Genomic DNA, 23,982 nt, shown 5'->3' with positions numbered 1-23,982 from the left:
CTCAGGCGCTGGTGCTGACCAGCGAACCTGAGCTTGCGCCACCGCTCTCGGTCAAGGCCTTGAGCAGTGCGGCGGTGGCCGCGCCCAGCGCCGCCATGGTGGCGCTGACGGCCGACTGCGCGGCGGCAACGGCGGCTGCCTTGGCGGTTTCTTCCATCCGGCTGGCCATTACCTGCTGCAGGTGCTTCTGCTGTTCTTCCAGCTGCTTATGCAGCTTCTCGATCATGTGTCGCAACTGCTTGACATGGGCAGGCTCCGAGTCGGCCCGCGGATCACTGGCGCCACTGGCCTGCGCCTTGGAATTGCGAAAGCTGGACGGATCAACCACCACGTTATCGTCCGAAGCCTCTGCAGATAGCTGCCCTGCGTTGACCGCAACCCGCGAACCGGAGGCCAGAGAGGTGCTTTGCAGGGGATTTCCGTTGAGCGTTACGGCACCGATGCCTGCCATGGAGGGATCTTCCTGATGGGTACTTGGGATGTCGTACGTATCGGCCGCCCTCGCAAAAACTTGAAGCAAATGGATATCCCGCACAAGCCGGCGACCTGCTATCGCTCCGGCTATTCAGGGTACGGCTCAGTAAGTACCGCGCAGCATCAATACAATATTGCGCGGGTCACCGTAGAAGTTGCCGTACATGGCGTTGCCAATGGTTGAGTAGTACTTCTTGTCAGTCTGGTTGTTGCCGTTGAGCGCCACGCTCCAGTGATTGTTCAGCCGGTAGTCGGCAAAGGCGTTGTACAGCGCAAAACCCGGCTGGGAGAAGTCAAGATTAACTTCCGAGACGTAGCTCGCACTCTGGGTCGTGATACCCCCACGCGCAGGTTCTCCAGCGCGCCGGGCATGCGGTAGCTCAGGAATGCCTTGCCCAGGTGCTTGGGCGTCAGGCTCAAGGCCGTGGCGGTGGTCGAGCCGCTTGCGGTCGCTACGTTGCGGCTATGGTTATAGGTGTAGCCAAAGGTACGCTCCAGGCGCTCGGTAATCCGTCCGCTGGCTTCGAAATCAATACTCTTGCCGATGGACTGGGTCACCGAAAACTGACTGAACGCGGTCGGACGCTTGCGCACCAGGTTGACGCTGCCGCCCGGTTCGCCGTTGCCCGAGTACAGGCCATCGGCACCCCGCAGAATCTCCACATGGTCGTAGATGGTCATGTCTAGGTCTTTCCCGGCGAAGGCACTGCCCCTACCGGCGTGCCGCCATCCAGGCGGACGTTAGTGATCTCGAACCCGCGCGCCAGGTAGCGCGAGTTGGTCATGCTGCCCTGGTAGGCAGTGAGGTCTGGGTGAGCACGTCATTCATGGAGGTCAGATGCAGGTCTTCCATCCGTTGCCGGGTGATGACGCGGATGCTCTGCGGGGTGTCCTTGATCGACTGGGGCATCTTGCCGATCGACACCCTGCGGTGTAGGCACCAGTGCCTTGCGTGGTCGCCCCAGCCCGGTGCCGGTGATGCTGGTAGTGCCGAGCTCCAACGCTGCGTCGTCGGGGGGGGGGCCAGCAACAGCACGGTACCGTTGTCGACCTGGTAAAGCAGGCCGCTGCCGCGCAATAGACGCGACAGGGCATCGTTGGATTCCATCGCACCGTTCACCGCTGCTGCACGCTTGCCTTCCACCAGGCTTGGCTCGTACAGCACCTGCACGCCCGACTGCTCAGCAAATGCGCGCAAGGCGCCGACCAGGCTCTGGGCCGGAATGCTGACGGTTACCGATGCAGCTTCGGCCATCGGGGCAAAACCCACTACGCCCAACAGCACCCAGGATGCGGAACGGGAGCGCGCCCTCCGGCAAAACGGCGACATCCGTGAACGCAAACGACGTGCGGCAAGCCCCATGACAACCCATGCATAAACAAGAATGATTATGTTTTAATTACGCGTTTCCAATTCGACGAAGCCGTGAATCCAAACCGGATAACTTTTTCGATCAATTTGCGAAAGGGCTGCATCGGCGGGGCTTTTCGGCAGCCGCAGGGGAGCGTCCTGGGCACGTGGGCCATGGACTGCCCCACTGGAATGGATGACAGATTGAGAAGATTTGCGACGGGCTGCCCTTGAAGGAGAGCCTTAGTAAGAATTAGATACATTTTCTTCAAAATAAGCAGACGGGTTTCGCCCTGCTCATCCGTCCTTATAGAGACGGGCAACTTATCTGACGAGATCGGCTGCCCACCGTTCACCTACAAAAGACAGGCTCATGTCGAAAAAGTCACGCTCAAAAATCTGGTTCCTGGTCCATAGCTGGCTCGCGCTGCCGATCTGGTTTTTCGTGCTGATCGTGTGTTTTACCGGCACATTGGCCGTGGTCAGCCAGGAGATCGTTTGGCTTGCCAACCCGGACGTACGCGCCACCAAGCCAAGCCCCGATGCCGAACGCCTCAGCTTCCAGCAAGTGCTCGATGCCATGCAAAAGGCCGAACCGGAGATGGCCGTGCGCTTTATCAGCCAGCCCGACGGCTCGCACTTTGCGCTGACTGCGGCGGTGACCTACCCCGACGGCAGCGCACCGACGCTCTACGTCAACCCCTATACCGGGGCGATCCAAGGCAAGAGCCCGTCGTTCAACTTCGAGGGTTTCACCCGCGCCCTGCACGGCTGGTGGCTGGTGCCCTTCACCAATGGCTACAGCTGGGGCTGGTACCTGGTGTCGCTGCTGGGCTTGCCGATGCTGGCGTCGCTGGTGACCGGCCTTGTGGTGTACAAAAAGTTCTGGAAAGGCTTTTTCAAGCTGCCACGGGCCAACCACGGCTCGCGAATTTTCTGGGGCGACCTGCACCGCTTGAGTGGAGTGTGGTCAATCTGGTTCATCGCCGTCATTTCCATTACCGGCACGTGGTTTCTGATCCAGGCGATCCTGGGCGACAACCACATCACCATTTCCACTGAGCCTGTGGTGCCAGTGATTGCCCGTGAAGATGTGCCGCGCAGCGAATCGGGCGCACCCGCCCCGCGCATCGACCTGGATGAAGCCGAGCGCATCGCCAAGTCACAGATTGCCGGCCTGGATGTGAGCTTCATCCAGATGCCGGGCAACGCCTACTCGCACCTGTACCTGGGTGGCCGTGGCTGGTACCCGCTGATGTTCCAGACGGTCAACGTCAACCCGTACAACAGCAAGATCGAGGCGCAGTTCCTGATCGAGGACCGTTCGCCCCTGGAGTTCGTCACCGAGTCCATGCGCCCGTTGCACACCGGTGACTTCGGCGGCCTGATCATCAAGTTGATCTGGGCCTTCTTCGGCCTGCTGCTGTCGTTGATGGTGCTCAGCGGCTTGCTGATCTGGACCAAGCGCACCGCCCAGGCCACCGCCGCCGCGCTCAAGCGCAGCGAGCGGGCACCACGCAAACAGGCCGTTAGCACCAACCCCGAGACCGCCACGGAGACCAGCGTATGAGCAAGGCAGCCGTCGAGACCGCCAGCCCGTTGAGCCGTTGGTGGCACAAGTGGCGTTTTCACTTGAATATCCTGTTGTTGCTGATCCCGTTGGGCTTCATGCCCAAGTACTTTGCCGATGCCGCGCTGTTTCGCGGAGACAGCGGCCTGGGTGAGCGCGAACTGGGTGATGTGCAGGTAGGGCGCTGGAGTGTGAAGCTGGCCGAAATGCGCGACGAAGCCCCGCGCCAGGACGGCCCCGCCGGTTACTTCAAGACGTTCAACCTGGCGCTGTGCCAAACCTGCATTCCCGAGGTCAAGGCCGTCTACCTGCGCATCGGCAAGCCGCGAAGCCTGCGCGCTGCCGGCACCATCTTCTTCGGCCCGCCCTACCGCATGAGCACCGGCCTGCCGGTACCGGCCAAGACGCGCCCGGACGCCGAGATCTGGATCACCCTCGAAGGCTGGGACGGCAGCATGCAGCAGGGCTCCATCCCCCTGGCCAAGGCCTCGCCGGCTACCGTGGCCTGGCTGAACAAACAAGGAGGCAAGTAATGACGTTTACCGCCCGCAGGCTGCTTGTGCCCCTGCTGTTGCTCGGCACCGCCGGCCCGGCCCTGGCCCACAACCCGATGTGCGAGTGCAAGCCCATCGACGGCGAGCAGATCGAATGCACCGGTGGCTTCTCTGACGGCAGCGGCGCGCCAGGGGTGACCCTGGATGTGATCGGCTACAACGAAGAGATCCTTGTGCCCGGCAAGCTTGGCGACAACTCCAAGCTGACCTTCAAGCGCCCGGAAGGTGAATGGTACGTGCTGTTCGACGCAGGCCCAGGCCACGTAGTGGAAATTGACTACGCCGATATCGGTGAGCCATGAGCCGGGTCCAGGTAGTGCGCCCCGCCGGTGCCGGGCATGAAACCCTTTATGTGCTGCTGGTGAGCCTGTTCATCCTGGCCATGGCCGCCGGGGTGGTGGCGCTGCGCGGCGAAAACCACGACGAGGTCAGCATCGAGGCCCATCAACTCGATGCCCGCCGCGACCTCAACGCTGCCGAACAAGGGGTGTATGCCGACCTGCGGGTGGCCTTCGAGGAAATCCAGCTGCTGCGCGAAGACCAACCGGCACTGGTCGAGGTGGCCGTGCTGGCCGAGGAAGGCTTCCCGCCGTTCGTGACCGATGCCAGTAGCGCCAGCCGTGGCGAGCATCAATGGCAGGTGCTGGGCGACCAGGCCTACCTGGGCCTGAGCCAGTCACCGAGCGTGGCCGGCAGCTTCCTGCTGCTGGTGCCCAGCGCCCATGACGGCGCCGCCGACATCTGGCTGCAGCGCAAGGCGGGCGCCAGTGCCCCTGGCGACTTCACCCCCGCTGCCCTGATCGCCGCCGGCTGGCAGCAGATCGCCGCCCACTACGACGCCGGTGTCACCCGCCAGCATCGCCACTGATACAAGGACGCCCCATGCTTCGCTCCGCCCTCGCCCGCCGTGTTCTGAGCCTGTTGATCGCCTGCGCCCTGCCAACCCTGGCCCTGGCCGACAACGGCAAGCCGCTGCGTATCGGCATCACACTGCACCCCTACTACAGCTACGTGAGCAACATTGTCGGCGACAAGGCCGAGGTGGTGCCGCTGATTCCGGCAGGCTTCAACCCCCACGCCTACGAGCCACGGGCCGAGGACATCAAGCGCATCGGCAGCCTCGATGTGGTAGTGCTCAACGGCATCGGCCACGATGACTTCGCCGACCGCATGATCGCCGCCAGTGAAAAACCGCAGATCACCGTGATCGAGTCCAACACCAACGTACCGCTGCTGGCCGCCACCGGTGTGGCTGCACGTGGTGCAGGCAAAGTGGTGAACCCGCATACCTTCCTGTCGATCAGCGCCAGCATCGCCCAGGTCAATAACATCGCCCGGGAGCTGGGCAAGCTCGATCCGGACAACGCCAAGTACTACAGCCAGAACGCCCGTGCCTACGCCAAGCGCCTGCGCAAGTTGCGCGCCGACGCCCTGGCCCAGGTCACCGAGGCGCCGGGCGCGGAGTTCCGCGTGGCCACTATCCACGCCGCCTACGACTACCTGGTGCGCGAATTCGGCCTGGAAGTGACCGCCGTGGTCGAGCCTGCCCACGGCATCGAGCCAAGCCCCAGCCAGTTGAAAAAGACCATCGACCAGCTCAAGGCCCTGGACGTGAAAGTGATCTTCTCGGAGATGGACTTTCCCTCGGCCTATGTCGAGACCATCCAGCGCGAGTCGGGGGTGATGATCTATCCGCTGACCCATATCTCCTACGGTGAGTACAGCAAGGAAAAGTACGAGGTGGAGATGAAGCGCAACCTCGACACTGTGGTGCGTGCGATCAAGGAGTCCAAGGCATGACCGTGGCCGAAACCGTCGTCAGCCTGCCTTGCGGGCCGGACATCGAATTTGCCGGTATCGACTTGACCCTGGGCCGCACGCGGATTCTCGACCAGGTCAGCTTCAAGGTCGCCGCCGGCAGCGTGCATGCACTGGTGGGCCCGAACGGCGGCGGCAAGAGCTCGCTGATCAAGACCCTGCTGGGGCAGATGCCGCACCAGGGCCAGTTGACCCTGACCTGGCCAAGCGACGCACAGATCATCGGCTATGTGCCCCAGGCCCTGGAGTTCGACCGCGGCCTGCCAATGACCGTGGACGATTTCATGGCTGCCATGTGTCAGCGCCGTCCCGCCTTTCTCGGCCTGTCGCGCAAGGTGGCGCCCGCCATCGACGCGGCACTTGAGCGGGTCGGCATGCTCGACAAGCGCAAGCGGCGCATGGGCGCCCTTTCCGGTGGTGAGCGCCAGCGCGTGCTGCTGGCCCAGGGCTTGATTCCGGCACCGCAACTGCTGGTGCTGGATGAGCCGATGTCGGCGCTGGACGAAGCCGGCATCCAGGTGTTCGAGCGTCTGTTGCTGGACTGGCGCGCCGCCGGCACCACCGTGCTGTGGATCGAGCACGACCTGCAGGCGGTCACGCGTTTGGCCGACCGGGTGACGGGCCTGAGTCGCCGGGTGCTCTTCGACGCCCCGCCCAAGCAGGCCCTGACGCCTGAGCGCCTGCTCAGCCTGTTCTCCATCCATCCGCGCAGCGAGAGCATCGCCTGATGAACTACGAAGAATTCCGCCTGCTGATCCAGGCGTGGGCCAACGCAGGCTACTTGCCCGAAGCCCTGGCCTACGGTTTTGTGGTCAACGCCCTGCTCGCGGGCCTGATGATCGGCCCGGTGCTGGGCGGCCTGGGCACGCTGGTAGTGGTCAAGCGCTTTGCCTTCTTCTCCGAGGCGGTGGGCCACGCGGCGCTCACCGGCGTAGCCATCGGCATCCTGCTGGGCGAGCCCTACACCGGGCCCTACGGCAGCCTGTTCGGCTACTGCCTGCTGTTTGGCATCTTGCTCAACTTCCTGCGCAATCGCACAGGGCTGTCGCCCGACACACTGATCGGCGTGTTCCTGTCAGTGTCCCTGGCGCTGGGTGCGAGCCTGTTGCTGATGCTGGCCGGCAAGATCAACGTTCACATTCTCGAGAACGTACTGTTTGGCTCGGTGCTCACCGTCAATCCCCAGGACCTGCTGGTGCTCGGCATTGTCGGCAGCCTGGTGCTGGCCCTGGCCCTGCCGTTGTACAACCGCATCATCCTGGCCAGCTTCAATCCGCAACTGGCAGCAGTGCGCGGCGTCGCCGTGAAGAGCCTGGATTACTTGTTCGTGGTGCTGGTGACCCTGGTGACCGTGGCGGCGGTGAAGGTGATCGGGGCGATCCTGGTGGGCGCCCTGCTGGTGATCCCGGCGGCGGCGGCGCGGTTGGTCAGCCAGTCGCTCAAGGGCTTTTTCTGGGCGTCGGTACTGATCGCCACCCTGAGCACCCTGATCGGTATCCTGCTGCCGATCGTGTTCGACCTGCCGGTGCCTTCGGGCGCGGCGATCATCCTCGTCTCTGGTGCCTTTTTCGCACTCGCCGCACTGGCACGCGGCCTTGTTCCACGCCTGCAAGGAAACCCGGCATGACCTTCAAGCTCCAACATCTGTGCCTGGCCCTGGCACTCGCCGGCCTGCCCTCCCTGGGCCAGGCCCAGAACACCCCGACGGCCCCTCAGCAACAGGCCACCACGACCACCGTCCTGGCCTCGCTACCCGTCACCCACGCCCTGGCGACCGCCCTGCTCGACGGTACCGCCGTCAAACTGCAGCGCGCGGCACCGGCAAACATTCCAGCTTCGCGTCAATCGTCGTACTTCAGCGGCCGGGGTGGCGCCAGCCTGCAAAAAGCCGCAAGCCATGCCGATGCAGTGATTGCCCTGCGCTCGATCTGGGGCGATGACCCGCTGTACCCGATGGCCCGCCGCAGCAACATCCGCATTATCGAAATCGACGCCGCCCGCCCGGTAGACGGCGCCTTGCCAGGGATTGCCGTACAGGGCAGCAACGCCTTTGCCGCCTACCCCTGGCTGAACCCGACCAACCTAGGACGCATGGCCGACGTACTGGCCAACGACCTGGGACGCTTGAGCCCAAGCGATCAACCGAAGATCCAGGCCAACCTTGCCAACCTCAAGCGCCAGTTGCTGGAACTGAGTGCCGGCAGCGAATCGCGCCTGGCCGAGGCCGACAACCTCAGCGTGGTCAACCTCTCGGACCGCCTGGACTACCTGATCAGCGGCCTGAACCTGGATCTGATCGACCACCCGCGGGTGGCGGACGACCAGTGGGACGCTGCCGCGCTCAAACGCTTGGGCGATGAACTCAAAGGCCAGGACGTGGCGCTGGTGCTGCACCACAAACAACCGAGCAAGGAAGTGACGGAAGTGATCACCACGAGCGGCGCGAAGCTGCTGGTGATCGACACCGACCCGCAGGACACCCTGGCGGGATTGAAGGCCAGTGTTGACCAAGTGGTAGCCGCCTTGCGGTAGGAGCGGGCTTGCCCCGCGATAGCAATCCCACAGTTACTTCGCATTGGCCGCTGCCTCTTGGCGACCGCTGCGCAGTCGATCGCAGCCTCGTTCCTCGGCAGCGACTACAAATTGCCGATGTAGCCGCTGGCGACAGCCTGCGATCGAGCGCGCAGCGGTCGTGGTTCAGACGGTGCTTTCACTTGGTTAACGCTTCATGCACCGCTCATAGCGCTCGTCCACCCGATTGGCAAACCAGGCCGTGGTCAACTTGCGGGTAATCTTCGGGCTCTTCAACTCGATCCCTGGCAGCTGCGCGCGCGGCAGCGTCTTGCCCGCCTTCCCTTCAGCCAACGCATACACTCCGCTATACAGCCGGGTCTCCTCGAACGCCAGGCTATCGCCCTTCTCCAGCTGACTGCGGATACTCGGGTTACGCAAACCAAGCTGCTCCCCCAACCGCCGCGCCGCCTTCTCGGTAGTGCCCGGAAAAATCGCCCCCGGTGCAATCAAGTCCCCGTCCAGCGCCAAGGTCACCCCACTGGCCCGGCTCAAGGCGCTCTGGAACGCCGCATTGCGACTGGCATACCACCCAGCGTTGAAGTCGGCGAATCGGTACAGCTGCCGCTCGTAATGACTGGGATACCCCAACAAATGAGCGATACCGAAATACATCCCGCCGCGACGGCTGAACACCTCCTGTCGAATCGTCCCCGAATGACTGTAGGGATACCCCTGCGCATTACGCTCGGCAAAATCGATACTCACCTGCATCGGCCCACCGGTATGCACCGGATTCAAATCCCCCAGCAGCGTCCGCCCCAGCGGCACCGTACCGATCAGGTCATCGAAGATCGCACTGAGTTGCTTCTCGCTGCGCACCACGCTCAACCGCTGGCTGTACGTCTGGCCATTGGGCGAACGCGTCTGCAACGCCGCGTTCACCAGCATCTGCGGGATATGCAAGCTGGCCGCGCGCCGGTCGATTTCCTGGCGGGCAATGCGGCCAAGCCCTGGTACTTGCGGGTCGGCCTGGAAGGTCGACTCCTGCTCGGTCACCGCCAGCACCGCGCACAGGTTGGAGCGGCTGGGGGTGATCTTCTGTGTGGTGAAGGCCGTCTGGATATCCCGGGCCCAACCCTCCCGGTCCTTGGTGGATGCAGGCAACAGCCGCAGAATCTGCGCCCGCACCTTCGCTGGGTCGCCTTCCGGTGCCTCGCGCTGGGTGACGCAACCCTGCACCGTCAGCAACACAGCAATCGCCAACAACCCTCCACTGAACCGCATGTACCGCCCTCGCCTGGTGATTGATCAGCAGCACAGTAGCGAGGGCCAGGACCGACTGCAATCAAGCGCCAGTTATTGGAGGTAGAAGTTGTAAGAGACCGGCAAGTGATCGGACGGTCCGGCAACCCCGACCCTGCCCGGCGTCAACGGCGCGAGCGTACCGTTGCTGACGGCGTAGTCGAGCATGTTTTGCGGGGCAGTGCTGGGGTGGGTGCTTCCATTGGCCGGAACCACTTGGGCGATGTCGGGAGGCGACACCCAGTTCCCGCGGTCTGCGTGCTGGGGATCGGACACCCGCGGGTCACGTTTGAAGTCTCCCAACATGACGTAGGGGGCACTGACATGCCAGCTGACTTCGCGCAACAGCCTCGGCGCGTTGGCTCCACCACCGGAAATGGCATGCAGGTTAGTCACCACAATGTCCTCGACCAGCCCCTGTAAACGCAGACGCAGCCCCAGTACAGGTCGGATGGGGGCGCCAGGGGATCACGCGGTACACCATCGGCAATGACCAGCGCCGACTGGATACTCAGGCCCGCCCGCTCCGCCACCACGATGGCAAGGTTCACCCGCAAACGTTGAACGTCGAGAAAGAACAGCTGGTAGCCCTCCGGACGGCTTGCAGTGCCTCCAGACCAACGATAGTGGTTGACGTCATGCGGCTGGCCGAACGGGTCGTCTACGCGCATCTGCTCCAGATGCAAAACGGAGAACGGCGCCACCCCGGCCTCCTGCAATACCACCACATCGTGTTCCCGGGCGAGCTGAGGTACGCGTGTGCGCCATTTGTAGTCGGTAGTTTGCGCTCCGCCCTGCAGGTTCCAGGTGGCCACGCTCAGGGCTATCGGGGCACCGCCCCGACTGCCACGGCCAATATCGATCTGTATGCCATCGTCACGCTCGCCGAGCCTGGCGTGATGGTAGTCACGTACCGCTCCATTCAAACGTATATGGGCATGCCAGGGCCCAATGGCCGCCCCCAACGATGATCTGCAACATGCGCAGCGCGTCAAACGCGTCGAGCGTATGGGGCCCTTCCTGGCTGCGCAGTCCATTCATCAACAAGGCATGATGGATAGGGTAGAGCGAAAGCAGCACCGCCAGGCTTGGAGCCCGCGGTGCGCGGGCAATGGCGAGGATCACACGCTGCTCGTTGCAAAGCCGCTGGAGCAGGCGGGTGAAGGCGCTGGCATACCCCGCCTGCAGCGTCTGGTTACTGCTGCGCATGAACAGCGAAGACATCCGGCTGGCCAGATACGCGCTGGTGGGGGTGCCTCCTCCGGCGAGCGAACGAGCAACTCGACAATCTCTCCAATAATAAAATCAAGCTGCGTTGCCAAGGAGTCGGCAGGCAGCCCGGCAATCAACAAATGGTCAATGTAGTGTCGAATATCCTGATTCAGTGGCATGGCACGAGTCCTTGGAAGAAGACAACTGCTCGGCGGGATACAGCTCAACCCTGACCGTGGTACAGCACGCACAACACACCGTCCTGAACCGCCATGGATACCTGAAACTTCGCCCCCAGGGCCAAACTGGTATCCGGCTCACTGACCACGTTGCCGTCGTAGCAAAAGAGATCGAGCGCCCTGCTTCCCAGGTTTCCTTTCCAGCCACTGAACACCAGCTTCAACAAACCATTGTGAATCGCCATCCCCGGGGAACTTGAATAGTCCTGTCCGATAAATGACTTGGCGCGCGTCCAGGCAGCGTCGCCATCAAACCTCAACAAGAGTGATCCCTTTCCGAGTTCATTATTGGCCACGATATGAATCAGCCCCTGATAACTGATGGCCACCGGATCGAGCGTGCAGGAAAGCTCGAGCGTGCTGTCCATCTTGAGGGTCTTCGCTTCACTCCACGTCAGCATGTCGCGCGTGGTTTTCCACAACACTGTGGTGGTGCCTGGCACCGTGTAGAACATATAGAGCCCCCGTTGTGCTCCACCACACTGGGCCCGCCACTGAACTGTATAGGGAAATCGATCGCGTTGAAGCCTCCACTGAGATCATCATATTCGCCAAGTTTGGCTGAAACGCTCAGCTCGCGAGGATGGTGCTGACCACTGCACAGCACATACAGTTTATTGTTGAACACAAAAATGGCGGGCGGTCCGGAAAGGCTTTCGATGCCGATCGCAACCGGGGCACTCCAGGAGGCGGCAGAGGGCTTGGTAATGAAACTGACGTGCTCATCCTCGCCATCTGCAATATAGGAACAGAACAACGTGCCCTTGTAGTTGACCACCCGGCAGCCATATTTCATGTCCGCCGGGGTGGCGAGCGAATTGCTTAAAACCCGAAACGACTGTTGGTGTACCAGCACTTCATGGTGACTGCCCCCTTTGAATGAGGGGACAGTAGATCTTGCATTACTGCGCACTGGCATTCGGAACCCGTTCATCGGCTTGACGCTCTATCCCGCACGCGGTTCACTGCCGGCGCTCAACTGTCTCCCGGTACGATGTAGGTTTTGCTGATATGCCGGAACTGCTCGTGACTGGAACTTCCCATCAGTTCGAATACCACCATCTCGCGGGTAACGATTTGCGCCCCTGCATCGCGCATGCGGCCGATGCCCGCAACCTTGCTAGCGCTGGTGCGGCTGTCACAGGCATCTTCGACCACGAACACCTGCTTGCCCAGCTCTCGCAGGCCAAGCACAGTCTGCAGCACGCACACATGGGTCTCCATACCGCAGACGATCACTTGCTCCCGGGCCAGTAGCGAGGCCGGCAGGCAGTTGGCGGCAACACAGGAGAAGTGCAATTTTTCCACCACCTCGGCAGCGGGCGAGGCCTCGATCAGCGCCGCAACGGTGTGGCCCAGCCCCTTGGGGTACTGCTCGGAAAACACCGTGGGTACGCCCAGCGCATGCGTAGCGGCCAGCAGCCAGCGAGTGCGGGCCAGGGTGCCGGTCGGGTCGCTGACCGCACCAATGAGCTTGTCCTGCACATCTATGACCAGCAGAGTGGCCTGGTTAGGCTTGATCAACATCCCTAGCACCTCGTCTTGAGTGAGCCGCCAAGGCTCGCCCAGCAGCAGCCGTGGCGTCAATGGCCGGCAAGTGACCGCCCACTTCACGCCGGACTGGAAAAATTCGCCGCAACGCGCCATCCTCCCCGCTTTTTTTCCCGCTCACCTCGCCAAGGACCCTGTTCATGCACGCCCAACCCCTGACCCCCAGCGAGTTCGAGTTCATCGAAGACACCTTGCTCAAGTATGGCGACGACCACTCCGTGCTCAACCCTTCCGAGCTCGACGGCTACTTCACGGCACTGGTGTCGAGCCCTGCGCAGGTGGATATCGCCGAGTGGTTCCCGGCCATTTGGGGCGGCAGCACCCCGGAATGGCAAAAGCCCGAAGAATGCCGCCGCTTCATCGACCTGTGCGTGCGCCACCTCAACACCCTGGCCACCCAGCTCGCTACCGCACCCGAGGCATTCAAGGCGCGCTTCGAACAAACCGAACATCGCGGCCAACCCCTGATCCTGGCTGAAGAATGGTGCTTTGGCTACGTGCGTGGCGTGGCGGTCGGCAACTGGCCGGCACTGGCCGAGCCAATGGCAGGCCGCCTGCAACTGATCACTGACTGCGCCGAGCAGGACAACTACGAACTGCCGGTGGATTTCGACGTGGTGCTGCATCGCCAGCGCGTGGCAGCCATCGAACCGGCTGCGCGGGCCTTGCATGATCATTGGCTGGCGCAACGCTGAAAAACCTGTAGTCGCTGCCTGACGGCAGCGGCTACAGGCGGATGCACCACGGATGGCTATAGTCATTGACTGACTCTTCTGCCAAGAGGTGCCCCCCATGCTCACCATCGGCTATGCAGCACAAACCCCGCAGGCGCCACTGGCGCCCTTCACCTTCCAGCGCCGCAGCCTGCGTCCCAACGACGTCGCCATGCAGATCCTCTACTGCGGCGTGTGCCACTCCGACCTGCACCAGGCCCGGGATGACTGGGGCTTCAGCCGCTACCCGATCGTCCCCGGCCACGAAATCATCGGCCGGGTAACCGACATTGGCAGCGCCGTTACCCGCTATAAAGTTGGCGACACCGTGGCTGTGGGCTGCATGGTCGATTCCTGCCAACAGTGCGACCAGTGCCGCAAAGGCGAAGAACAACTGTGCCGCGAGAACAACACCCAGACCTACAACGGCCTGGACCGCATCAGCAAAGAGCCCACCTACGGCGGTTACTCCAAGCACCTGGTCGTGCGTGAAGAATTCGTGCTGCGCGTACCTGACGGCCTGGACCTGGCCAAAGCGGCCCCGCTGCTGTGCGCCGGCATCACCACCTACTCCCCCCTGCGCACCTGGAACGTCGGTCCCGGCAGCCGCGTGGCGGTGATCGGCCTGGGTGGCCTGGGCCACATGGCGGTGAAACTGGCAGCCGGGCTGGGCGCCTTCGTCACCGTACTCAGCCGCACCCCGGACAAACTCGCCGACGCCCTGGAGCTGGGCGCCGACAACCTGCTGGTATCGACCGACGCCAAGGCAATGGCCGCTGCCCGTTCGAGCTTCGACCTGATCATCGACACCATCCCCGTGCGCCACGACGTATCGCCGTACATGGCCTTGCTGGACGTCGACGCCACGTTGGTGATCGTCGGCCAGGTCGGCCCCATCGACGAACAACTCACCGTGCCCTTTATCCTTGGCCGCCGACGGCTGGCCGGCTCGCCCATTGGTGGCATCGCCGAAACCCAGGAAATGCTCGACTTCTGCTCCCGCAAAAACATCCTTCCGGACTGTGAAATGATCCGCATGGACCAGATCAACGAAGCCTTTGAGCGCATGGAACGCTCGGATGTGCGCTACCGCTTCGTCATCGACATGGCCAGCCTGGACGACGCGGCGAAACCTTAAGCCTGATGACCCCATCCGCTGGGGTCATCACCCCCAGCCTGCGATCGGCCGCAAAGCGGTCGTAATCCAGCCCCCTCCAACCGTGCAGGCACCCGCCCATCTCCCGGCACTGGACACCAATGATGGCCAATTAGTAGCATCACATTCCAAAACCCGTGTTGTCCTACAAAAAACTAGCCAGGGAGGCTGCATGTCCACCATCGTCCACCGACCGATCCACGTCGCACCCCGCCCCACCCTCACCTGGACCGACACTTGGCAAGGCCCCGACAACGGCCTGATCCGTTGCTGGGAAATCGGCCGTGAACGCGCCCTCAAGCACCCGGAAATCGCCCAACGCTGCCTCGCCGGCGAACTCCCCGTGCTGGGCTGGAAAGGCGGTGTCGAACGCACGCTGAAAAAGCGTGAAAAATACGGCTCGCTGAAATACCTCGCCCAATGGCAGGGCCTGCGCGGCGAAGACCTGCGCATTGATACCAGTAACGAACTGACCCTCAACTGCTCGCGCACCGGGATGGTGGTGACCTTTACGCCGGATGCGACCAAGTACTACAACCCGCAGCTTGAGATGGAAGAATAAGGAGCGTTGCAACAGGGTCGGGCTGCTTGCTCGTCGGGGAAGCCTGAATGCCCGGACGGCAGCGTTCAAAAAGACCACCGATGATGTAAGGCGAACAACGCGAGGGGCAACTATTGGCCAGGAGCGGAGCCCAGCTGCTGGGCATTGAACCAACTCTGAAACGCATCGATTCAGTGACTGTGTAAAAGGCAGGGGCAGGATTTTTATCCGCCCCTGCAATTGCCTGGTCTCTTTCGAGAGCGAACCGATTGGCGTTCGCTGCAGACATTGCGCGCGTGACACCCGAGCAGGTTTTCAGCGTGCAATTTTCAATAGTTCAACTGACCACAACCCTGATTTTTCATCAGGCACGATCTGATGGATTTGGCCTGTATCAGCGCGCCTCAAGCAGGGAGGCGAGCGGTTTTGGCGCGTAGAGTGCACTTTGGAATGCCGGTACATATTCGTACTTCATCATTTTTCCAAGCTTCAAGGCGCGGAGGTATTTCGCCAGGCTGCCGTCGCCCAGTGTGAGCGTAGCCGAATCCACACCCCGGCTGTAGCCGTGACTGAGCTGGCGGGAAACAGCATACCCATAGGCCAGTTGGCCCAGGTGGTCGAGGTTAGTGAAGCTGCTGGTGACGATATCGACAACGTGAGAGCGCTCGTCGATCTTCTCGGCTTTGAAGGACACGTCGACTTTTCCGGTCTGGCTGTCGGTGATGTCATAGACCACAGAGTGAGCATCCTCTTTACGGTCTATACCGGTCAGCCATTTCGGCAGGTTGTAACCGATGACACCGCGAACCCTTGCACGCTCTGTATTGGCAGGAGCTGCACAGCTCCAACACTTCGGGCGGCATCAGTGCCCGGAGTGCGTCCAGGTCGGCCGTAAAGACTGCCGTTACTCGGCTGTTCGGGTAGTAGAAGTTTGGGGAGTACGACTCAAGGCCAATGTCGACCTTGTGTTTTTCCAATCCGTTGAACAGCTCAAATCGACGCCGGGTAGTTCTGCTGCAATCACTGACGAGGGAGGATTCGAGCGATAACGATCGTACAGGCCACCCTTGACGACGGGTACTGGGTGGCCTGCGATTATCTTTGTATCCGTAGGGCTGGGAATTTCAGGCGTCCCCGCCAACACATGGCTGGCAACAGAGCTGAACAGCAATCCTGTTAAAACGGCGCTGGCGAGTTTCAATCTCTCTCCAGGTGCTTGGATCAGCGTGATGGCATCGACCGGAAAATTTCACTGGGCACCTCCTGCGCCTTGATACTCCACGCCGTCACGCCAGTCGAGATTCGCCAGAGCAAGCCTTTGAGATCGCTGAAAAAACGTCAACGTTAAACCTGACTTTAATGTCAAACATCCGAGAGACAGATTTCAATGACCGCTTTGAGCGACATTCAACCCTCCATTCCACCGCTGTTTTTTGGCTCTGCACAACGCTCTGGAGCCCCCCCGAACCGGGTAGCTCCTGCCATAAAGTCATTCGCGATAGTTTTGAAGCTGAAGAAAGGCGTCAAGGCGTTCGTTGAGAAGCGCAATCCCGATTTTGCCGGGCGCGACTGACCCACCCTGCACGCTTACACCCTCCCCCGACAGCAGAGTCGTTACATGACACTCATGAAAACCCGTATCACCGAACTGCTGGGCATCCAGTACCCCATCATCGAAGGTGGCATGCAATGGGTCGGGCGCGCGAAGCTGGCCGCTGCTGTCTCGAACGCCGGCGCGCTGGGCATGGTGACGGCTCGCACACAGCCCACACCAGACGACCTGCGCGATGAAATCGAGCGCACCCGTGAGCTGACCTCGAAGCCTTTCGGCGTGAATCTCACCTTGTCACTGACCGCCAATGACGTGAACTACGACGGCTGGATCGACGCCATTATTCAAGGCGATGTACGCATCGTCGAGACGGCCGGCAACAACCCCATGCCCGTTATTGCCAAGTTGAAGGCGCATGGCATCAAGGTCATTCACAAATGCACATCGGTACGTCATGCCCTTTCGGCACAGCGCTATGGTGCAGATGTAATTTCGATCGATGGTTTCGAAGCCGGCGGGCATTGCGGCGAAGACGATGTGCCAGCCCTGATCATGATTCCTGCCCTGGCCAAGGTGCTGAAGATTCCTTTCATCGCCTCAGGCGGTATCGCCAACGGGCGCAGTATGGCGGCAGCGCTTGTCCTGGGCGCCGACGGCGTGAATATGGGGACGCGCTTCATGCTGACCCGGGAATCTGCCATCCATGACGACGTCAAGGCAGCCTTGTTGGCAGCGACAGAGCGCGATACCACGCTGATCAAGCGAACCCTCAAGCGAACGGCGCGCTTTTTCACCAATCCCGTCGCACAGGAAATCGTCGCACTGGAGCAGCGCCCTGGTGGCGCGACCTATGATGACTTGCAGCATCTGTTGTCCGGCCGTCGTGGCCTCGACGGCCTGGAGTCGGGTGATGTCGCGGCCGGTCTTATCTGTGCCAGCCAAGTGATCGGATTGGTCGACGATATCCCGACCTGCGCCGAACTGGTGACACGCATGGTCGCTGAATGTCGCGAAGGGCTGGAGCAGACGCTGGATCGTATGAACCGATAATCGACTCGATCATTGGGTCGTGATCGCGGCGAAAAAGGGCGAATGGCGTATCTTGTCGAGTTGTCGATCCGATCAACGCGCCAAGGAGAGCCCATGCTCAGTTCACTCATATTAAATGGTCAGCCACGAACGTCTGACCCATCGGAACTGATAGTCCCCTGGTGGAGCTTTACCAAAACAGTCCTGGCAGCGACAGCCCTCTCGCTGGTGCGTGATGGCCGGGTCGGATTGGACGAGCCAATGCCTGATCAACCTTTCACGTTGCGCCAGCTACTACGGCATGAGGCAGGTCTTGCCGATTATGGCGAACTTGCGGAGTATCACGCCGCCGTTGCCAACGGTGAGTCAGCCTGGCCGGCAAGTGAAATGATGCAACGCCTCGAGGGTACTCGGCTTCGATACAGCCCCGGAACCGATTGGCGCTACTCGAATGTTGGCTACTTGCTCATCGGCAGGCTTATTGAACGGCTGACTGATCTGGCGCTTGATGAAGCAGTGACTCAACGCGCGCTGATCCCGTTGGGCCTGGCGGGCGTCCGCTTGGCCAGAACGCGCGAAGCGTTGCAAACGACCCATCTTGGCAGCAGCTCAAACTATGATCCCGCCTGGGTCTACCATGGCTTGCTGATCGGCCCGATTTCACAAGCAGCGCTATTCCTGGATCGGCTCCTCTCGGGCAACCTTCTCTGCACGGCCTTGCTCCAGGAAATGCAGGCTGCACGAACACTGGGCGGTCCGATTCCCGGCCGCCCATGGATCACCCCCGGCTATGGGCTGGGTGTGATGCAGGGTTCAATTGACGGCGGATACTCCCTCTGCGGACACACAGGCTGCGGGCCTGGCAGTGTCATTGCCGTTTACCGTATTTGCGACGGTGACGCATCGGCGTGTTTCGCTGCTTTTGAGGCAGGCGCCAGCCAAGGGGCCGTCGAAGGCATCGTTGCAGAACAGCTGATAGATGCCCTGCGGCAGGAAGCGAAACACCTATAAGCTCTTTGGCGTCGGCCTCATGGTCCGCCCGATAACCGCCAGAGGTCGATAGCTGCAGCCCCGTCGACGCGCCCCCATCGCTTCAGCTATCGCTCAAACACAGCCGCATCAATTCAAACTCACACCTCGCCTGTACCAAGCGTTTCTCCCTCAAGGTGATAGACCGTCGGTTCTTCCGAGAAATACTCCTGTAAACCCATCATGAACAGCCGATGGTCTTCACTCGCTTCAAAACCCGGCGTGTGATCCTCGAGGGATTGCCATCGCACGATCAAGTTGAACCGCTCGGGGGTTTCAATTCCTTGCGCCAGCGTGTGCCCGAGGTAACCTTTTGCGCGGCCAAGCAAAGGTGCGACTTCGGCAAATGCGCGCTTGAACCTTTCAATGTGCTCCTGATGAACAGGTAGCAGAGCGATTTCATAAATCATGGCGTTGCCTCGACTGCAATCGCGATTTTGCCTTGAATACCGTTGTGGGGACTTTCCAGCCGGGCATGGGCAAGCGGGATATCGGCAAGCGAATACACCGCGCCCACATGCGGCCGCAGGTAACCGCGCGCGACCAACGTGCTCAACTCATCAAGCTTGCCGCGGTTCTGCCGGGTAAAGACGAAGTGATAACTCGCGTTCTTGCCCCAGGCCTGAACCAGGTTTTGTGGCTGAGCAATGTCCACGATCGAGACAACGCGGCCAAGCTGTGCGAGCGCGTCGGGGCTACGCGACAATGTGTTGCCGCCGACGGTGTCGAACACGACATCGACGCCGCGGCCCGCCGTTTCCCGCATGATGGCATCGACGTAATCCTCCTTTTCGTAGTCGATGATCACATCGGCACCCATACGGCGTGCGAACTCGAAGTTTGCTTCGCGCACGGTCGTGAAAACCTTCGCACCCATGGCTTTCGCCAACTGGATCGCTACATGGCCGACGCCTCCCGCGCCGCCGTGTACCAGAATGCTTTCCCCAACGCTGAGCCGCGCGCGCACGGCCAGGGCTTCCCACGCCGTTCCACCGACCAGGCTCAGGCTTGCCGCCTCAAGGTGGCTTAGCGAAGGCGGCTTGTTCCCGATGATGCTTACGGCGGCAACGTGGTACTCGGCATAGCTTCCAGGGCCGTCGAATATTTGCGGGGTGTACCAGACTTCATCGCCCGGCGCGAAGGCTGTCACACCCGGCCCGACGGCCTCGACAACACCAGAGACGTCGTGCCCGGTAATGGTCGCAAGTTGCACCAACCCGGAATAATCGCCACGTCGGACCTGATAATCCAACGGATTGATGGACGTTGCGTGTACCCGGACCAGGACTTGCCCTGTATGCGGCACAGGCTTGGGTACGTCGCACAGCTCGAACGATTCCGGGCCGCCGAATGATTTGAGTAGAACTGCTTTCATTGCAAAGCCTCGCTTCGTTGAACGCGCTTGTCCAAAAACTCACGGATGACGGGAATGATCTGCATGGCATGGGTTTCCAGCGCGAAGTGGCCGGTGTCATAAAAGCGAATGTCGGCGTTGGCAATATCGCGCTTCCAGGCCTCTGCCCCGGCTGGCAGGAAGAAGGGATCGTTTTTTCCCCAGACGGCCAGCAGCGGCGGCTGGTACTGGCGGAAGAACGCCTGGAACGTCGAATACATCGCAACGTTCGAGGCGTAGTCCAGAATCAGGTCGAGCTGGATATCGGCATTGCCAGGCCGGGATACCTGAAGCCCTTCCAGCGTGTAGCCATCGGGCGATACCAACCCCTTGTCGGATACCCCTTCAAGGTACTGCCATTTGATCGAAGCCGGTGTCGGGAAGTCGTGCAGGGCCTCGCGGTTCGGCTGGCTGGGCTCGCGCCAGTACCTCTGAATAGGTGCCCAGCTTTCGCCCAACCCCTCCTCATAAGCGTTGCCATTCTGAGAAATGATCGCCGTAACCCGAGCAGGATGTGCAATGGCAAGGCGCCATCCAACCGGGGCGCCGTAGTCGTGAACCATGAGGGCATAGTGGTCGAGGCTGAGCTGCTCGGTGAATTGCCCGATCGTTTCAGCCAGTTGGCTGAAGGTATACGCATACTCGCCCCGCGCAGGTGCCTCGGTGAAACCGAATGCCGGTAGATCCGGCGCGATCACGTGGTAGCGGTCGGCTAGCGCGGGAATGAGATCGCGGAACATGAACGACGAAGCTGCGAAGCCGTGCAAAAGCAGTACTGTCGGTGCGCCTGGCCGGCCTGCCTCACGATAGAAAACCTTTACGTCACCTACCTGTTCATAGCGGTAGTGAACCGGATGGGAAGCGGTCATGATGCAAGTCCTCTGTAACCGTTAAAATAAGAATTTGAAGGTTACTCACCATTTTGGTAACCTGTCAAAACAATTTTTGCGGTTACAGATCGATATGAACCCGACTACCGATACGCCACAGGGCGCGCTCTTCGTGGCTGACAACCTGGCCCTCGATTTCATCAACACGGAATACGGGGTCGGCGACCATCGACATGACTGTCTTGTTGATGACCAGAGCGTGGTCGGCTGGCTCAAGGCGGCGGGCCAGTTGCCCGCCATCGTTGGCGAGCAGATCCCGCATGGACTGCTGGCCCTTGCCCGCCAGCTTCGCGAGTGCTCGAGAGCGGTGGTCAGCGCCGCCATGAACGGCGTTCCAACGGACCTCAGCGTGATCAATCAAGTGCTGGAAGCGGGCCGCCCGGCGAGGATGCTGGAATGGGACGATGCCGTGCATGGGTTTCGCATCGACGTCCACCCGCGCGATAACAGTGCGGCAAGCCTGCTTGGGCCTGTGGCGGAGTCATTGGTGGCTCTGGTGACGAGCGACAAGTTCGAGTTCGTTCGCCAATGCGAGGCCCACGACTGCGTCCTGCTCTTCCATGACCTGACCAAGTCCCACCGCCGCCGTTGGTGCAGCATGGCGACCTGCGGCAACCGAATGAAAGTGGCAGCATTTCGATCCAGGAAGAAACCCTGAACAAGGGTGGGGAGACCTTCGCCGTGTGCCAGGTTTACAGGGCTGCGGCACGATGTCCGCTTCCGCAATTTGCAATAGATCCAGGCGGCGCAGCAGGCCCAGGCTTCGGCGTCCCCACGAGCTTTCACGCCGGGCGCGCAGAGGCTCCACACGCCAAGGCCCAGACCGCCAATGCGGCAGCACTGATCAAAGCCCCCAGCAGGCTGACCGCCATCCACCCCCAAAGCGCATACACCTGGGTCGCAGCGGCGGCCCCCAGCGCACTGCCAACCGAGTAGAAGCACATGTAGGCGCCGACCATACGACTCTGGGCATCGGGCCGAGCAGCAAAAATGAGACTCTGGTTGGTGACGTGTACCGCTTGCACCGCGAAGTCGAGCAGCACCACGCCGCACACCAGCGCAACCAGTGATGTCTCGGTAAAAGCGATGGGCAGCCACGACAGCACCAGCAGGCCCAGCGACAGGCCAGTGACGCGCTGCGCAAAACCTCGATCAGCCCAGCGACCGGCGCTTCTGGCTGCCAGCGCCCCTGCGACACCGGCCAGGCCAAACAGGCCGATGGCCGTGTGTGAAAGCGCTAATGGCTCAGCGCTCAATGGCAGCACCACCGAGCTCCACAGCACGGAAAATGCGGCAAAGGTCAGCATCGCCAACAGGCCCCTTACCCGCAACACCGGCTCGGTGATGAACAACGTGAACAGCGACCGGACCAGCGCTGGGTAAGACTGCTGGCGGCGTGGCGACTCGGTGGCGGGAACCACTTTCCAGAACACCACGGCGATGCTCAGCATCAAGCCCGCGGATATGAAATAAACCGCGCGCCACCCCGCAAGGTCGGCGATCAGCCCCGAGGTAAACCGGGCCAGGAGAATGCCCAGAACAATTCCGCTGGTCACGGTGCCCACGGCCTGCCCGCGTTGCGAGGGTGTTGCCAACATGGCGGCATAGGCCACCAGCACCTGAACGACTACGGCCAGCACACCCATCACGATCATGGCACCCAGCAGGGTCAGCCACTGCTGTGAGGCGCCCACGGCGGCCAGTGCACCAGCAGACAGAATCACCTGGATCAGCACCAGCCGTTTGCGATCAACCCTGTCGCCCAGCGGCACGATCAATAGCAGCCCCAGCGCGTAGCCGACCTGGGTGGCCGTCACCACCATGCCGATCATGCCCGGGGTCACGCCCAGGCTTTGCGCCATAGAAGCCAGCAAGGGCTGGGCAAAATAGACGTTGGCAACGGCCAGTGCACAGGTAACGGAAAACAACAGCGTGAGTAAGGGAGACAGCCCCGAGGGCTGTCTGATGAAACGTTGGTGGGTAAGGCCGGCATCTGCTGTCATGTTCGCCTCCGTGGCGCTAAACTGGTTTCAATTCGAAACCTGAGTGCATTGTTGTCAATTAAGGTTTCAAAATGCAACCACATTAAACCGACACTCCCTACCCCACAGGTAAATACGATGGTCGAAGGTACTGCACCGCCCAACAGCGAATGCCCGGTAGCAAGAACATTGGAGGCCATTGGCGATCGCTGGTCGCTGATGATCATCCGTGACGCATTTGACGACGTTCGCCGGTTCAGCGAGTTCCAGAAGCGTTTGGGCGTGGCCAAGAACATCCTCGCGTCGCGCCTCAAGGCCTTGGTCGAGGCAGGTGTATTCGACATTTGCCCGGCATCGGATGGCAGCGCCTACAAGGAATACGTGCTCACCGCAAAAGGACGGGAGATCTTCCCGGTGGTGGTGAGCATGAGGCAGTGGGGCGAGCGCTTTCTGTTCGAGCCGGGCGATACGCATTCCGTGCTGGTAGACAACGCGTCCGGGCAGGCGTTGATGCCGCTTGAGGTTCGTTCAGCCAGTGGTGAAGTCTTGGGGCCGTTTGACTGCCACAAAGTCAGACGTACTGCCGACGCCTCGTGAATCGACTGCCAATCCAACCGCTACCCGAACGACCTGATGGAAATCGCCATGCACCCGAACAAAGCCTGCGCTGTTGTCCTCTCCCCTGCGCCACGCCCTCGCCTCCTGCTGTTTCGTCATCCCCTGGCGGGGGTACAACTGGTCAAGGGCACCATCGAGGACGCAGAAACACCCGCTCAAGCGGCGGTGCGCGAGTTGAAGGAGGAAGCGGGCCTCAGCGCCAGCCACATCACAGTCGACCTGGGCTGCTGGGAGGCGGGGCACCTGGGCCAGGTCTGGTCGTTCCAGCTGTGTCAGGTGAATGAGCCGCTGCCTGAATGCTGGTCGCATCACACTCTTGACGACCATGGTCATGATTTCGAATTTTTCTGGGCCTCGCTCGATCAGTTGCCGTATGCCGATTGCCACCCGGTGTTTCGCCGGGCGCTCGAGTTTTTGACGATCGCACTGTCCCGCGCCCCTGGGTGACAGGATGCGGCCCTGCAAAAAAAACCCGGCTCAAGCCATGAGCCGGG

At 61.3% G+C, this 23,982-nt stretch carries 31 protein-coding genes and 1 pseudogene; 18 read left to right on the top strand and 14 right to left on the bottom strand.

The window, feature by feature from the left end; translation table 11 throughout:
- Position 1: 1 nt before the first annotated feature.
- Positions 2 to 451, bottom strand: coding sequence for a hypothetical protein (locus ABVN19_RS05845; protein ID WP_105641803.1), 450 nt, complete (start codon positions 449 to 451; stop codon positions 2 to 4).
- 15 nt (positions 452 to 466) lie between these two features.
- Between ABVN19_RS05845 and ABVN19_RS05840 the strand changes: the two genes are divergently transcribed.
- A complete protein-coding gene (locus ABVN19_RS05840) occupies positions 467 to 658 on the top strand; it encodes a hypothetical protein (RefSeq protein WP_146117321.1) in 192 nt (63 codons plus the stop codon).
- Between the two features lie 56 nt (positions 659 to 714).
- On the opposite strand, the gene ABVN19_RS05835 is transcribed toward ABVN19_RS05840, so the two are convergent.
- A complete protein-coding gene (locus ABVN19_RS05835; RefSeq protein WP_105641804.1) occupies positions 715 to 1,155 on the bottom strand; it encodes a hypothetical protein in 441 nt (146 codons plus the stop codon).
- A 100-nt stretch (positions 1,156 to 1,255) separates the two neighbouring features.
- Positions 1,256 to 1,729: an STN domain-containing protein gene (locus ABVN19_RS05830; protein WP_158259228.1), complete on the bottom strand. Its 474-nt coding sequence runs from the start codon at positions 1,727 to 1,729 to the stop codon at positions 1,256 to 1,258.
- Between the two features lie 469 nt (positions 1,730 to 2,198).
- Here ABVN19_RS05830 and ABVN19_RS05825 point away from each other — a divergent pair, with 469 nt between their 5' ends.
- The 8 genes from ABVN19_RS05825 to ABVN19_RS05790 are packed head-to-tail and all read left to right on the top strand — an operon-like array spanning position 2,199 to position 8,299.
- Positions 2,199 to 3,395 (top strand): PepSY domain-containing protein, encoded by a 1,197-nt coding sequence (locus tag ABVN19_RS05825; RefSeq protein WP_028941580.1) that lies wholly within the window; start codon positions 2,199 to 2,201, stop codon positions 3,393 to 3,395.
- Positions 3,392 to 3,928: a hypothetical protein gene (locus tag ABVN19_RS05820; RefSeq protein ID WP_028941579.1), complete on the top strand. Its 537-nt coding sequence runs from the start codon at positions 3,392 to 3,394 to the stop codon at positions 3,926 to 3,928. The genes ABVN19_RS05825 and ABVN19_RS05820 overlap by 4 nt, the downstream gene beginning before the upstream one ends.
- On the top strand, positions 3,928 to 4,251 hold the full coding sequence (locus tag ABVN19_RS05815; RefSeq protein WP_028941578.1) for a hypothetical protein: 324 nt from the start codon (positions 3,928 to 3,930) through the stop codon (positions 4,249 to 4,251). Before ABVN19_RS05820 ends, ABVN19_RS05815 begins: the two co-directional genes overlap by 1 nt.
- A complete protein-coding gene (locus ABVN19_RS05810) occupies positions 4,248 to 4,817 on the top strand; it encodes a DUF6162 family protein (protein ID WP_028941577.1) in 570 nt (189 codons plus the stop codon). The genes ABVN19_RS05815 and ABVN19_RS05810 overlap by 4 nt, the downstream gene beginning before the upstream one ends.
- Positions 4,818 to 4,831: 14 nt before the next feature.
- A complete protein-coding gene (locus ABVN19_RS05805; protein WP_028941576.1) occupies positions 4,832 to 5,749 on the top strand; it encodes a metal ABC transporter substrate-binding protein in 918 nt (305 codons plus the stop codon).
- Complete coding sequence (locus ABVN19_RS05800) at positions 5,746 to 6,495, top strand: metal ABC transporter ATP-binding protein (protein ID WP_028941575.1); 750 nt, start codon at positions 5,746 to 5,748, stop codon at positions 6,493 to 6,495. The genes ABVN19_RS05805 and ABVN19_RS05800 overlap by 4 nt, the downstream gene beginning before the upstream one ends.
- The gene (locus ABVN19_RS05795) at positions 6,495 to 7,394 is read left to right on the top strand and encodes a metal ABC transporter permease (RefSeq protein ID WP_028941574.1); all 900 of its coding nucleotides are present in this window, start codon (positions 6,495 to 6,497) and stop codon (positions 7,392 to 7,394) included. The genes ABVN19_RS05800 and ABVN19_RS05795 overlap by 1 nt, the downstream gene beginning before the upstream one ends.
- Positions 7,391 to 8,299: a zinc ABC transporter substrate-binding protein gene (locus ABVN19_RS05790; protein WP_028941573.1), complete on the top strand. Its 909-nt coding sequence runs from the start codon at positions 7,391 to 7,393 to the stop codon at positions 8,297 to 8,299. Before ABVN19_RS05795 ends, ABVN19_RS05790 begins: the two co-directional genes overlap by 4 nt.
- A gap of 186 nt (positions 8,300 to 8,485) precedes the next feature.
- Here the strand turns inward: ABVN19_RS05790 and ABVN19_RS05785 are convergent, their stop codons facing one another.
- The 6 genes from ABVN19_RS05785 to ABVN19_RS05760 all read right to left on the bottom strand — a co-directional run bounded on the left by ABVN19_RS05785 (position 8,486) and on the right by ABVN19_RS05760 (position 12,561).
- Entirely contained in the window at positions 8,486 to 9,565 is a 1,080-nt protein-coding gene (locus tag ABVN19_RS05785; RefSeq protein ID WP_036989290.1) for a DUF1615 domain-containing protein, read from the bottom strand.
- Between the two features lie 72 nt (positions 9,566 to 9,637).
- A complete protein-coding gene (locus ABVN19_RS05780) occupies positions 9,638 to 9,979 on the bottom strand; it encodes a hypothetical protein (RefSeq protein ID WP_028941571.1) in 342 nt (113 codons plus the stop codon).
- Complete coding sequence (locus tag ABVN19_RS05775; RefSeq protein WP_105641806.1) at positions 9,976 to 10,509, bottom strand: endonuclease/exonuclease/phosphatase family protein; 534 nt, start codon at positions 10,507 to 10,509, stop codon at positions 9,976 to 9,978. Before ABVN19_RS05775 ends, ABVN19_RS05780 begins: the two co-directional genes overlap by 4 nt.
- The gene (locus tag ABVN19_RS05770; protein WP_028941569.1) at positions 10,490 to 10,807 is read right to left on the bottom strand and encodes a hypothetical protein; all 318 of its coding nucleotides are present in this window, start codon (positions 10,805 to 10,807) and stop codon (positions 10,490 to 10,492) included. Before ABVN19_RS05770 ends, ABVN19_RS05775 begins: the two co-directional genes overlap by 20 nt.
- A 211-nt stretch (positions 10,808 to 11,018) precedes the next feature.
- Positions 11,019 to 11,489, bottom strand: coding sequence for a hypothetical protein (locus ABVN19_RS05765; RefSeq protein WP_028941568.1), 471 nt, complete (start codon positions 11,487 to 11,489; stop codon positions 11,019 to 11,021).
- Between the two features lie 520 nt (positions 11,490 to 12,009).
- Positions 12,010 to 12,561, bottom strand: coding sequence for a hydrolase (locus ABVN19_RS05760; RefSeq protein ID WP_028941567.1), 552 nt, complete (start codon positions 12,559 to 12,561; stop codon positions 12,010 to 12,012).
- Between the two features lie 164 nt (positions 12,562 to 12,725).
- Here ABVN19_RS05760 and ABVN19_RS05755 point away from each other — a divergent pair, with 164 nt between their 5' ends.
- From ABVN19_RS05755 to ABVN19_RS05745, 3 genes are all read left to right on the top strand, one after another.
- On the top strand, positions 12,726 to 13,280 hold the full coding sequence (locus tag ABVN19_RS05755; RefSeq protein ID WP_105641807.1) for a UPF0149 family protein: 555 nt from the start codon (positions 12,726 to 12,728) through the stop codon (positions 13,278 to 13,280).
- Positions 13,281 to 13,377: 97 nt separating this feature from the next.
- Positions 13,378 to 14,436: an NAD(P)-dependent alcohol dehydrogenase gene (locus ABVN19_RS05750; protein ID WP_105641808.1), complete on the top strand. Its 1,059-nt coding sequence runs from the start codon at positions 13,378 to 13,380 to the stop codon at positions 14,434 to 14,436.
- Positions 14,437 to 14,626: 190 nt separating this feature from the next.
- On the top strand, positions 14,627 to 15,016 hold the full coding sequence (locus tag ABVN19_RS05745) for a hypothetical protein (RefSeq protein WP_028941564.1): 390 nt from the start codon (positions 14,627 to 14,629) through the stop codon (positions 15,014 to 15,016).
- A 373-nt stretch (positions 15,017 to 15,389) separates the two neighbouring features.
- On the opposite strand, the pseudogene ABVN19_RS05740 reads toward ABVN19_RS05745, so the two are convergent.
- Positions 15,390 to 16,139: pseudogene (locus ABVN19_RS05740) on the bottom strand (hypothetical protein).
- Between the two features lie 243 nt (positions 16,140 to 16,382).
- Here ABVN19_RS05740 and ABVN19_RS05735 point away from each other — a divergent pair.
- The 3 genes from ABVN19_RS05735 (at position 16,383) to ABVN19_RS05725 (ending at position 18,587) form a co-directional block, all read left to right on the top strand.
- Entirely contained in the window at positions 16,383 to 16,568 is a 186-nt protein-coding gene (locus ABVN19_RS05735; protein WP_146117322.1) for a hypothetical protein, read from the top strand.
- 45 nt (positions 16,569 to 16,613) lie between these two features.
- A complete protein-coding gene (locus ABVN19_RS05730; RefSeq protein WP_245219004.1) occupies positions 16,614 to 17,597 on the top strand; it encodes a nitronate monooxygenase in 984 nt (327 codons plus the stop codon).
- Positions 17,598 to 17,690: 93 nt separating this feature from the next.
- The gene (locus ABVN19_RS05725) at positions 17,691 to 18,587 is read left to right on the top strand and encodes a serine hydrolase domain-containing protein (protein WP_028941561.1); all 897 of its coding nucleotides are present in this window, start codon (positions 17,691 to 17,693) and stop codon (positions 18,585 to 18,587) included.
- A gap of 119 nt (positions 18,588 to 18,706) precedes the next feature.
- On the opposite strand, the gene ABVN19_RS05720 is transcribed toward ABVN19_RS05725, so the two are convergent.
- From ABVN19_RS05720 to ABVN19_RS05710, 3 genes are read right to left on the bottom strand one after another with little or no spacing between them, the layout of a single operon-like run.
- Positions 18,707 to 19,015 carry an antibiotic biosynthesis monooxygenase gene (locus ABVN19_RS05720; RefSeq protein WP_028941560.1) on the bottom strand — a complete coding sequence of 103 codons (309 nt, stop codon included), beginning with the start codon at positions 19,013 to 19,015 and terminating at the stop codon, positions 18,707 to 18,709.
- A complete protein-coding gene (locus tag ABVN19_RS05715) occupies positions 19,012 to 19,980 on the bottom strand; it encodes a zinc-dependent alcohol dehydrogenase family protein (RefSeq protein ID WP_028941559.1) in 969 nt (322 codons plus the stop codon). The genes ABVN19_RS05720 and ABVN19_RS05715 overlap by 4 nt, the downstream gene beginning before the upstream one ends.
- Positions 19,977 to 20,867, bottom strand: coding sequence for an alpha/beta hydrolase (locus tag ABVN19_RS05710; protein ID WP_036989282.1), 891 nt, complete (start codon positions 20,865 to 20,867; stop codon positions 19,977 to 19,979). The genes ABVN19_RS05715 and ABVN19_RS05710 overlap by 4 nt, the downstream gene beginning before the upstream one ends.
- 94 nt (positions 20,868 to 20,961) lie before the next feature.
- Between ABVN19_RS05710 and ABVN19_RS05705 the strand changes: the two genes are divergently transcribed.
- Positions 20,962 to 21,546 (top strand): ABATE domain-containing protein, encoded by a 585-nt coding sequence (locus tag ABVN19_RS05705; protein ID WP_028941557.1) that lies wholly within the window; start codon positions 20,962 to 20,964, stop codon positions 21,544 to 21,546.
- 124 nt (positions 21,547 to 21,670) lie between these two features.
- Here the strand turns inward: ABVN19_RS05705 and ABVN19_RS05700 are convergent, their stop codons facing one another.
- Positions 21,671 to 22,891: an MFS transporter gene (locus ABVN19_RS05700; RefSeq protein ID WP_105641810.1), complete on the bottom strand. Its 1,221-nt coding sequence runs from the start codon at positions 22,889 to 22,891 to the stop codon at positions 21,671 to 21,673.
- 117 nt (positions 22,892 to 23,008) lie between these two features.
- On the opposite strand from ABVN19_RS05700, the gene ABVN19_RS05695 reads away from it, so the two are divergent.
- The gene (locus ABVN19_RS05695; RefSeq protein WP_105641811.1) at positions 23,009 to 23,467 is read left to right on the top strand and encodes a helix-turn-helix domain-containing protein; all 459 of its coding nucleotides are present in this window, start codon (positions 23,009 to 23,011) and stop codon (positions 23,465 to 23,467) included.
- A 48-nt stretch (positions 23,468 to 23,515) separates the two neighbouring features.
- Positions 23,516 to 23,935: an NUDIX domain-containing protein gene (locus ABVN19_RS05690; protein ID WP_028941554.1), complete on the top strand. Its 420-nt coding sequence runs from the start codon at positions 23,516 to 23,518 to the stop codon at positions 23,933 to 23,935.
- Positions 23,936 to 23,982: the final 47 nt, after the last annotated feature.

This window comes from Pseudomonas vranovensis, assembly GCF_040438935.1.
Taxonomy (GTDB): Bacteria; Pseudomonadota; Gammaproteobacteria; order Pseudomonadales; family Pseudomonadaceae; genus Aquipseudomonas; species Aquipseudomonas vranovensis.
The sequence above is the reverse complement of the archived record's forward strand: the minus strand, read 5'-3'. Positions and strand labels throughout refer to the sequence as shown.

Coding starts and splice junctions, on each gene's coding strand:
- ABVN19_RS05690 (WP_028941554.1), top strand. CDS start 23,516: ATGCACCCGAACAAAGCCTGCGCTGTTGTCCTCTCCCCTGCGCCACGC.
- ABVN19_RS05820 (WP_028941579.1), top strand. CDS start 3,392: ATGAGCAAGGCAGCCGTCGAGACCGCCAGCCCGTTGAGCCGTTGGTGG.
- ABVN19_RS05730 (WP_245219004.1), top strand. CDS start 16,614: ATGACACTCATGAAAACCCGTATCACCGAACTGCTGGGCATCCAGTAC.
- ABVN19_RS05805 (WP_028941576.1), top strand. CDS start 4,832: ATGCTTCGCTCCGCCCTCGCCCGCCGTGTTCTGAGCCTGTTGATCGCC.
- ABVN19_RS05720 (WP_028941560.1), bottom strand. CDS start 19,015: ATGATTTATGAAATCGCTCTGCTACCTGTTCATCAGGAGCACATTGAA.
- ABVN19_RS05825 (WP_028941580.1), top strand. CDS start 2,199: ATGTCGAAAAAGTCACGCTCAAAAATCTGGTTCCTGGTCCATAGCTGG.
- ABVN19_RS05810 (WP_028941577.1), top strand. CDS start 4,248: ATGAGCCGGGTCCAGGTAGTGCGCCCCGCCGGTGCCGGGCATGAAACC.
- ABVN19_RS05700 (WP_105641810.1), bottom strand. CDS start 22,891: ATGACAGCAGATGCCGGCCTTACCCACCAACGTTTCATCAGACAGCCC.
- ABVN19_RS05835 (WP_105641804.1), bottom strand. CDS start 1,155: ATGACCATCTACGACCATGTGGAGATTCTGCGGGGTGCCGATGGCCTG.
- ABVN19_RS05845 (WP_105641803.1), bottom strand. CDS start 451: ATGGCAGGCATCGGTGCCGTAACGCTCAACGGAAATCCCCTGCAAAGC.
- ABVN19_RS05735 (WP_146117322.1), top strand. CDS start 16,383: ATGACCGCTTTGAGCGACATTCAACCCTCCATTCCACCGCTGTTTTTT.
- ABVN19_RS05790 (WP_028941573.1), top strand. CDS start 7,391: ATGACCTTCAAGCTCCAACATCTGTGCCTGGCCCTGGCACTCGCCGGC.
- ABVN19_RS05725 (WP_028941561.1), top strand. CDS start 17,691: ATGCTCAGTTCACTCATATTAAATGGTCAGCCACGAACGTCTGACCCA.
- ABVN19_RS05840 (WP_146117321.1), top strand. CDS start 467: ATGGGTACTTGGGATGTCGTACGTATCGGCCGCCCTCGCAAAAACTTG.
- ABVN19_RS05795 (WP_028941574.1), top strand. CDS start 6,495: ATGAACTACGAAGAATTCCGCCTGCTGATCCAGGCGTGGGCCAACGCA.
- ABVN19_RS05695 (WP_105641811.1), top strand. CDS start 23,009: ATGGTCGAAGGTACTGCACCGCCCAACAGCGAATGCCCGGTAGCAAGA.
- ABVN19_RS05765 (WP_028941568.1), bottom strand. CDS start 11,489: ATGTTCTACACGGTGCCAGGCACCACCACAGTGTTGTGGAAAACCACG.
- ABVN19_RS05830 (WP_158259228.1), bottom strand. CDS start 1,729: ATGGCCGAAGCTGCATCGGTAACCGTCAGCATTCCGGCCCAGAGCCTG.
- ABVN19_RS05760 (WP_028941567.1), bottom strand. CDS start 12,561: ATGTTGATCAAGCCTAACCAGGCCACTCTGCTGGTCATAGATGTGCAG.
- ABVN19_RS05715 (WP_028941559.1), bottom strand. CDS start 19,980: ATGAAAGCAGTTCTACTCAAATCATTCGGCGGCCCGGAATCGTTCGAG.
- ABVN19_RS05750 (WP_105641808.1), top strand. CDS start 13,378: ATGCTCACCATCGGCTATGCAGCACAAACCCCGCAGGCGCCACTGGCG.
- ABVN19_RS05755 (WP_105641807.1), top strand. CDS start 12,726: ATGCACGCCCAACCCCTGACCCCCAGCGAGTTCGAGTTCATCGAAGAC.
- ABVN19_RS05770 (WP_028941569.1), bottom strand. CDS start 10,807: ATGTCTTCGCTGTTCATGCGCAGCAGTAACCAGACGCTGCAGGCGGGG.
- ABVN19_RS05815 (WP_028941578.1), top strand. CDS start 3,928: ATGACGTTTACCGCCCGCAGGCTGCTTGTGCCCCTGCTGTTGCTCGGC.
- ABVN19_RS05785 (WP_036989290.1), bottom strand. CDS start 9,565: ATGCGGTTCAGTGGAGGGTTGTTGGCGATTGCTGTGTTGCTGACGGTG.
- ABVN19_RS05800 (WP_028941575.1), top strand. CDS start 5,746: ATGACCGTGGCCGAAACCGTCGTCAGCCTGCCTTGCGGGCCGGACATC.
- ABVN19_RS05710 (WP_036989282.1), bottom strand. CDS start 20,867: ATGACCGCTTCCCATCCGGTTCACTACCGCTATGAACAGGTAGGTGAC.
- ABVN19_RS05745 (WP_028941564.1), top strand. CDS start 14,627: ATGTCCACCATCGTCCACCGACCGATCCACGTCGCACCCCGCCCCACC.
- ABVN19_RS05705 (WP_028941557.1), top strand. CDS start 20,962: ATGAACCCGACTACCGATACGCCACAGGGCGCGCTCTTCGTGGCTGAC.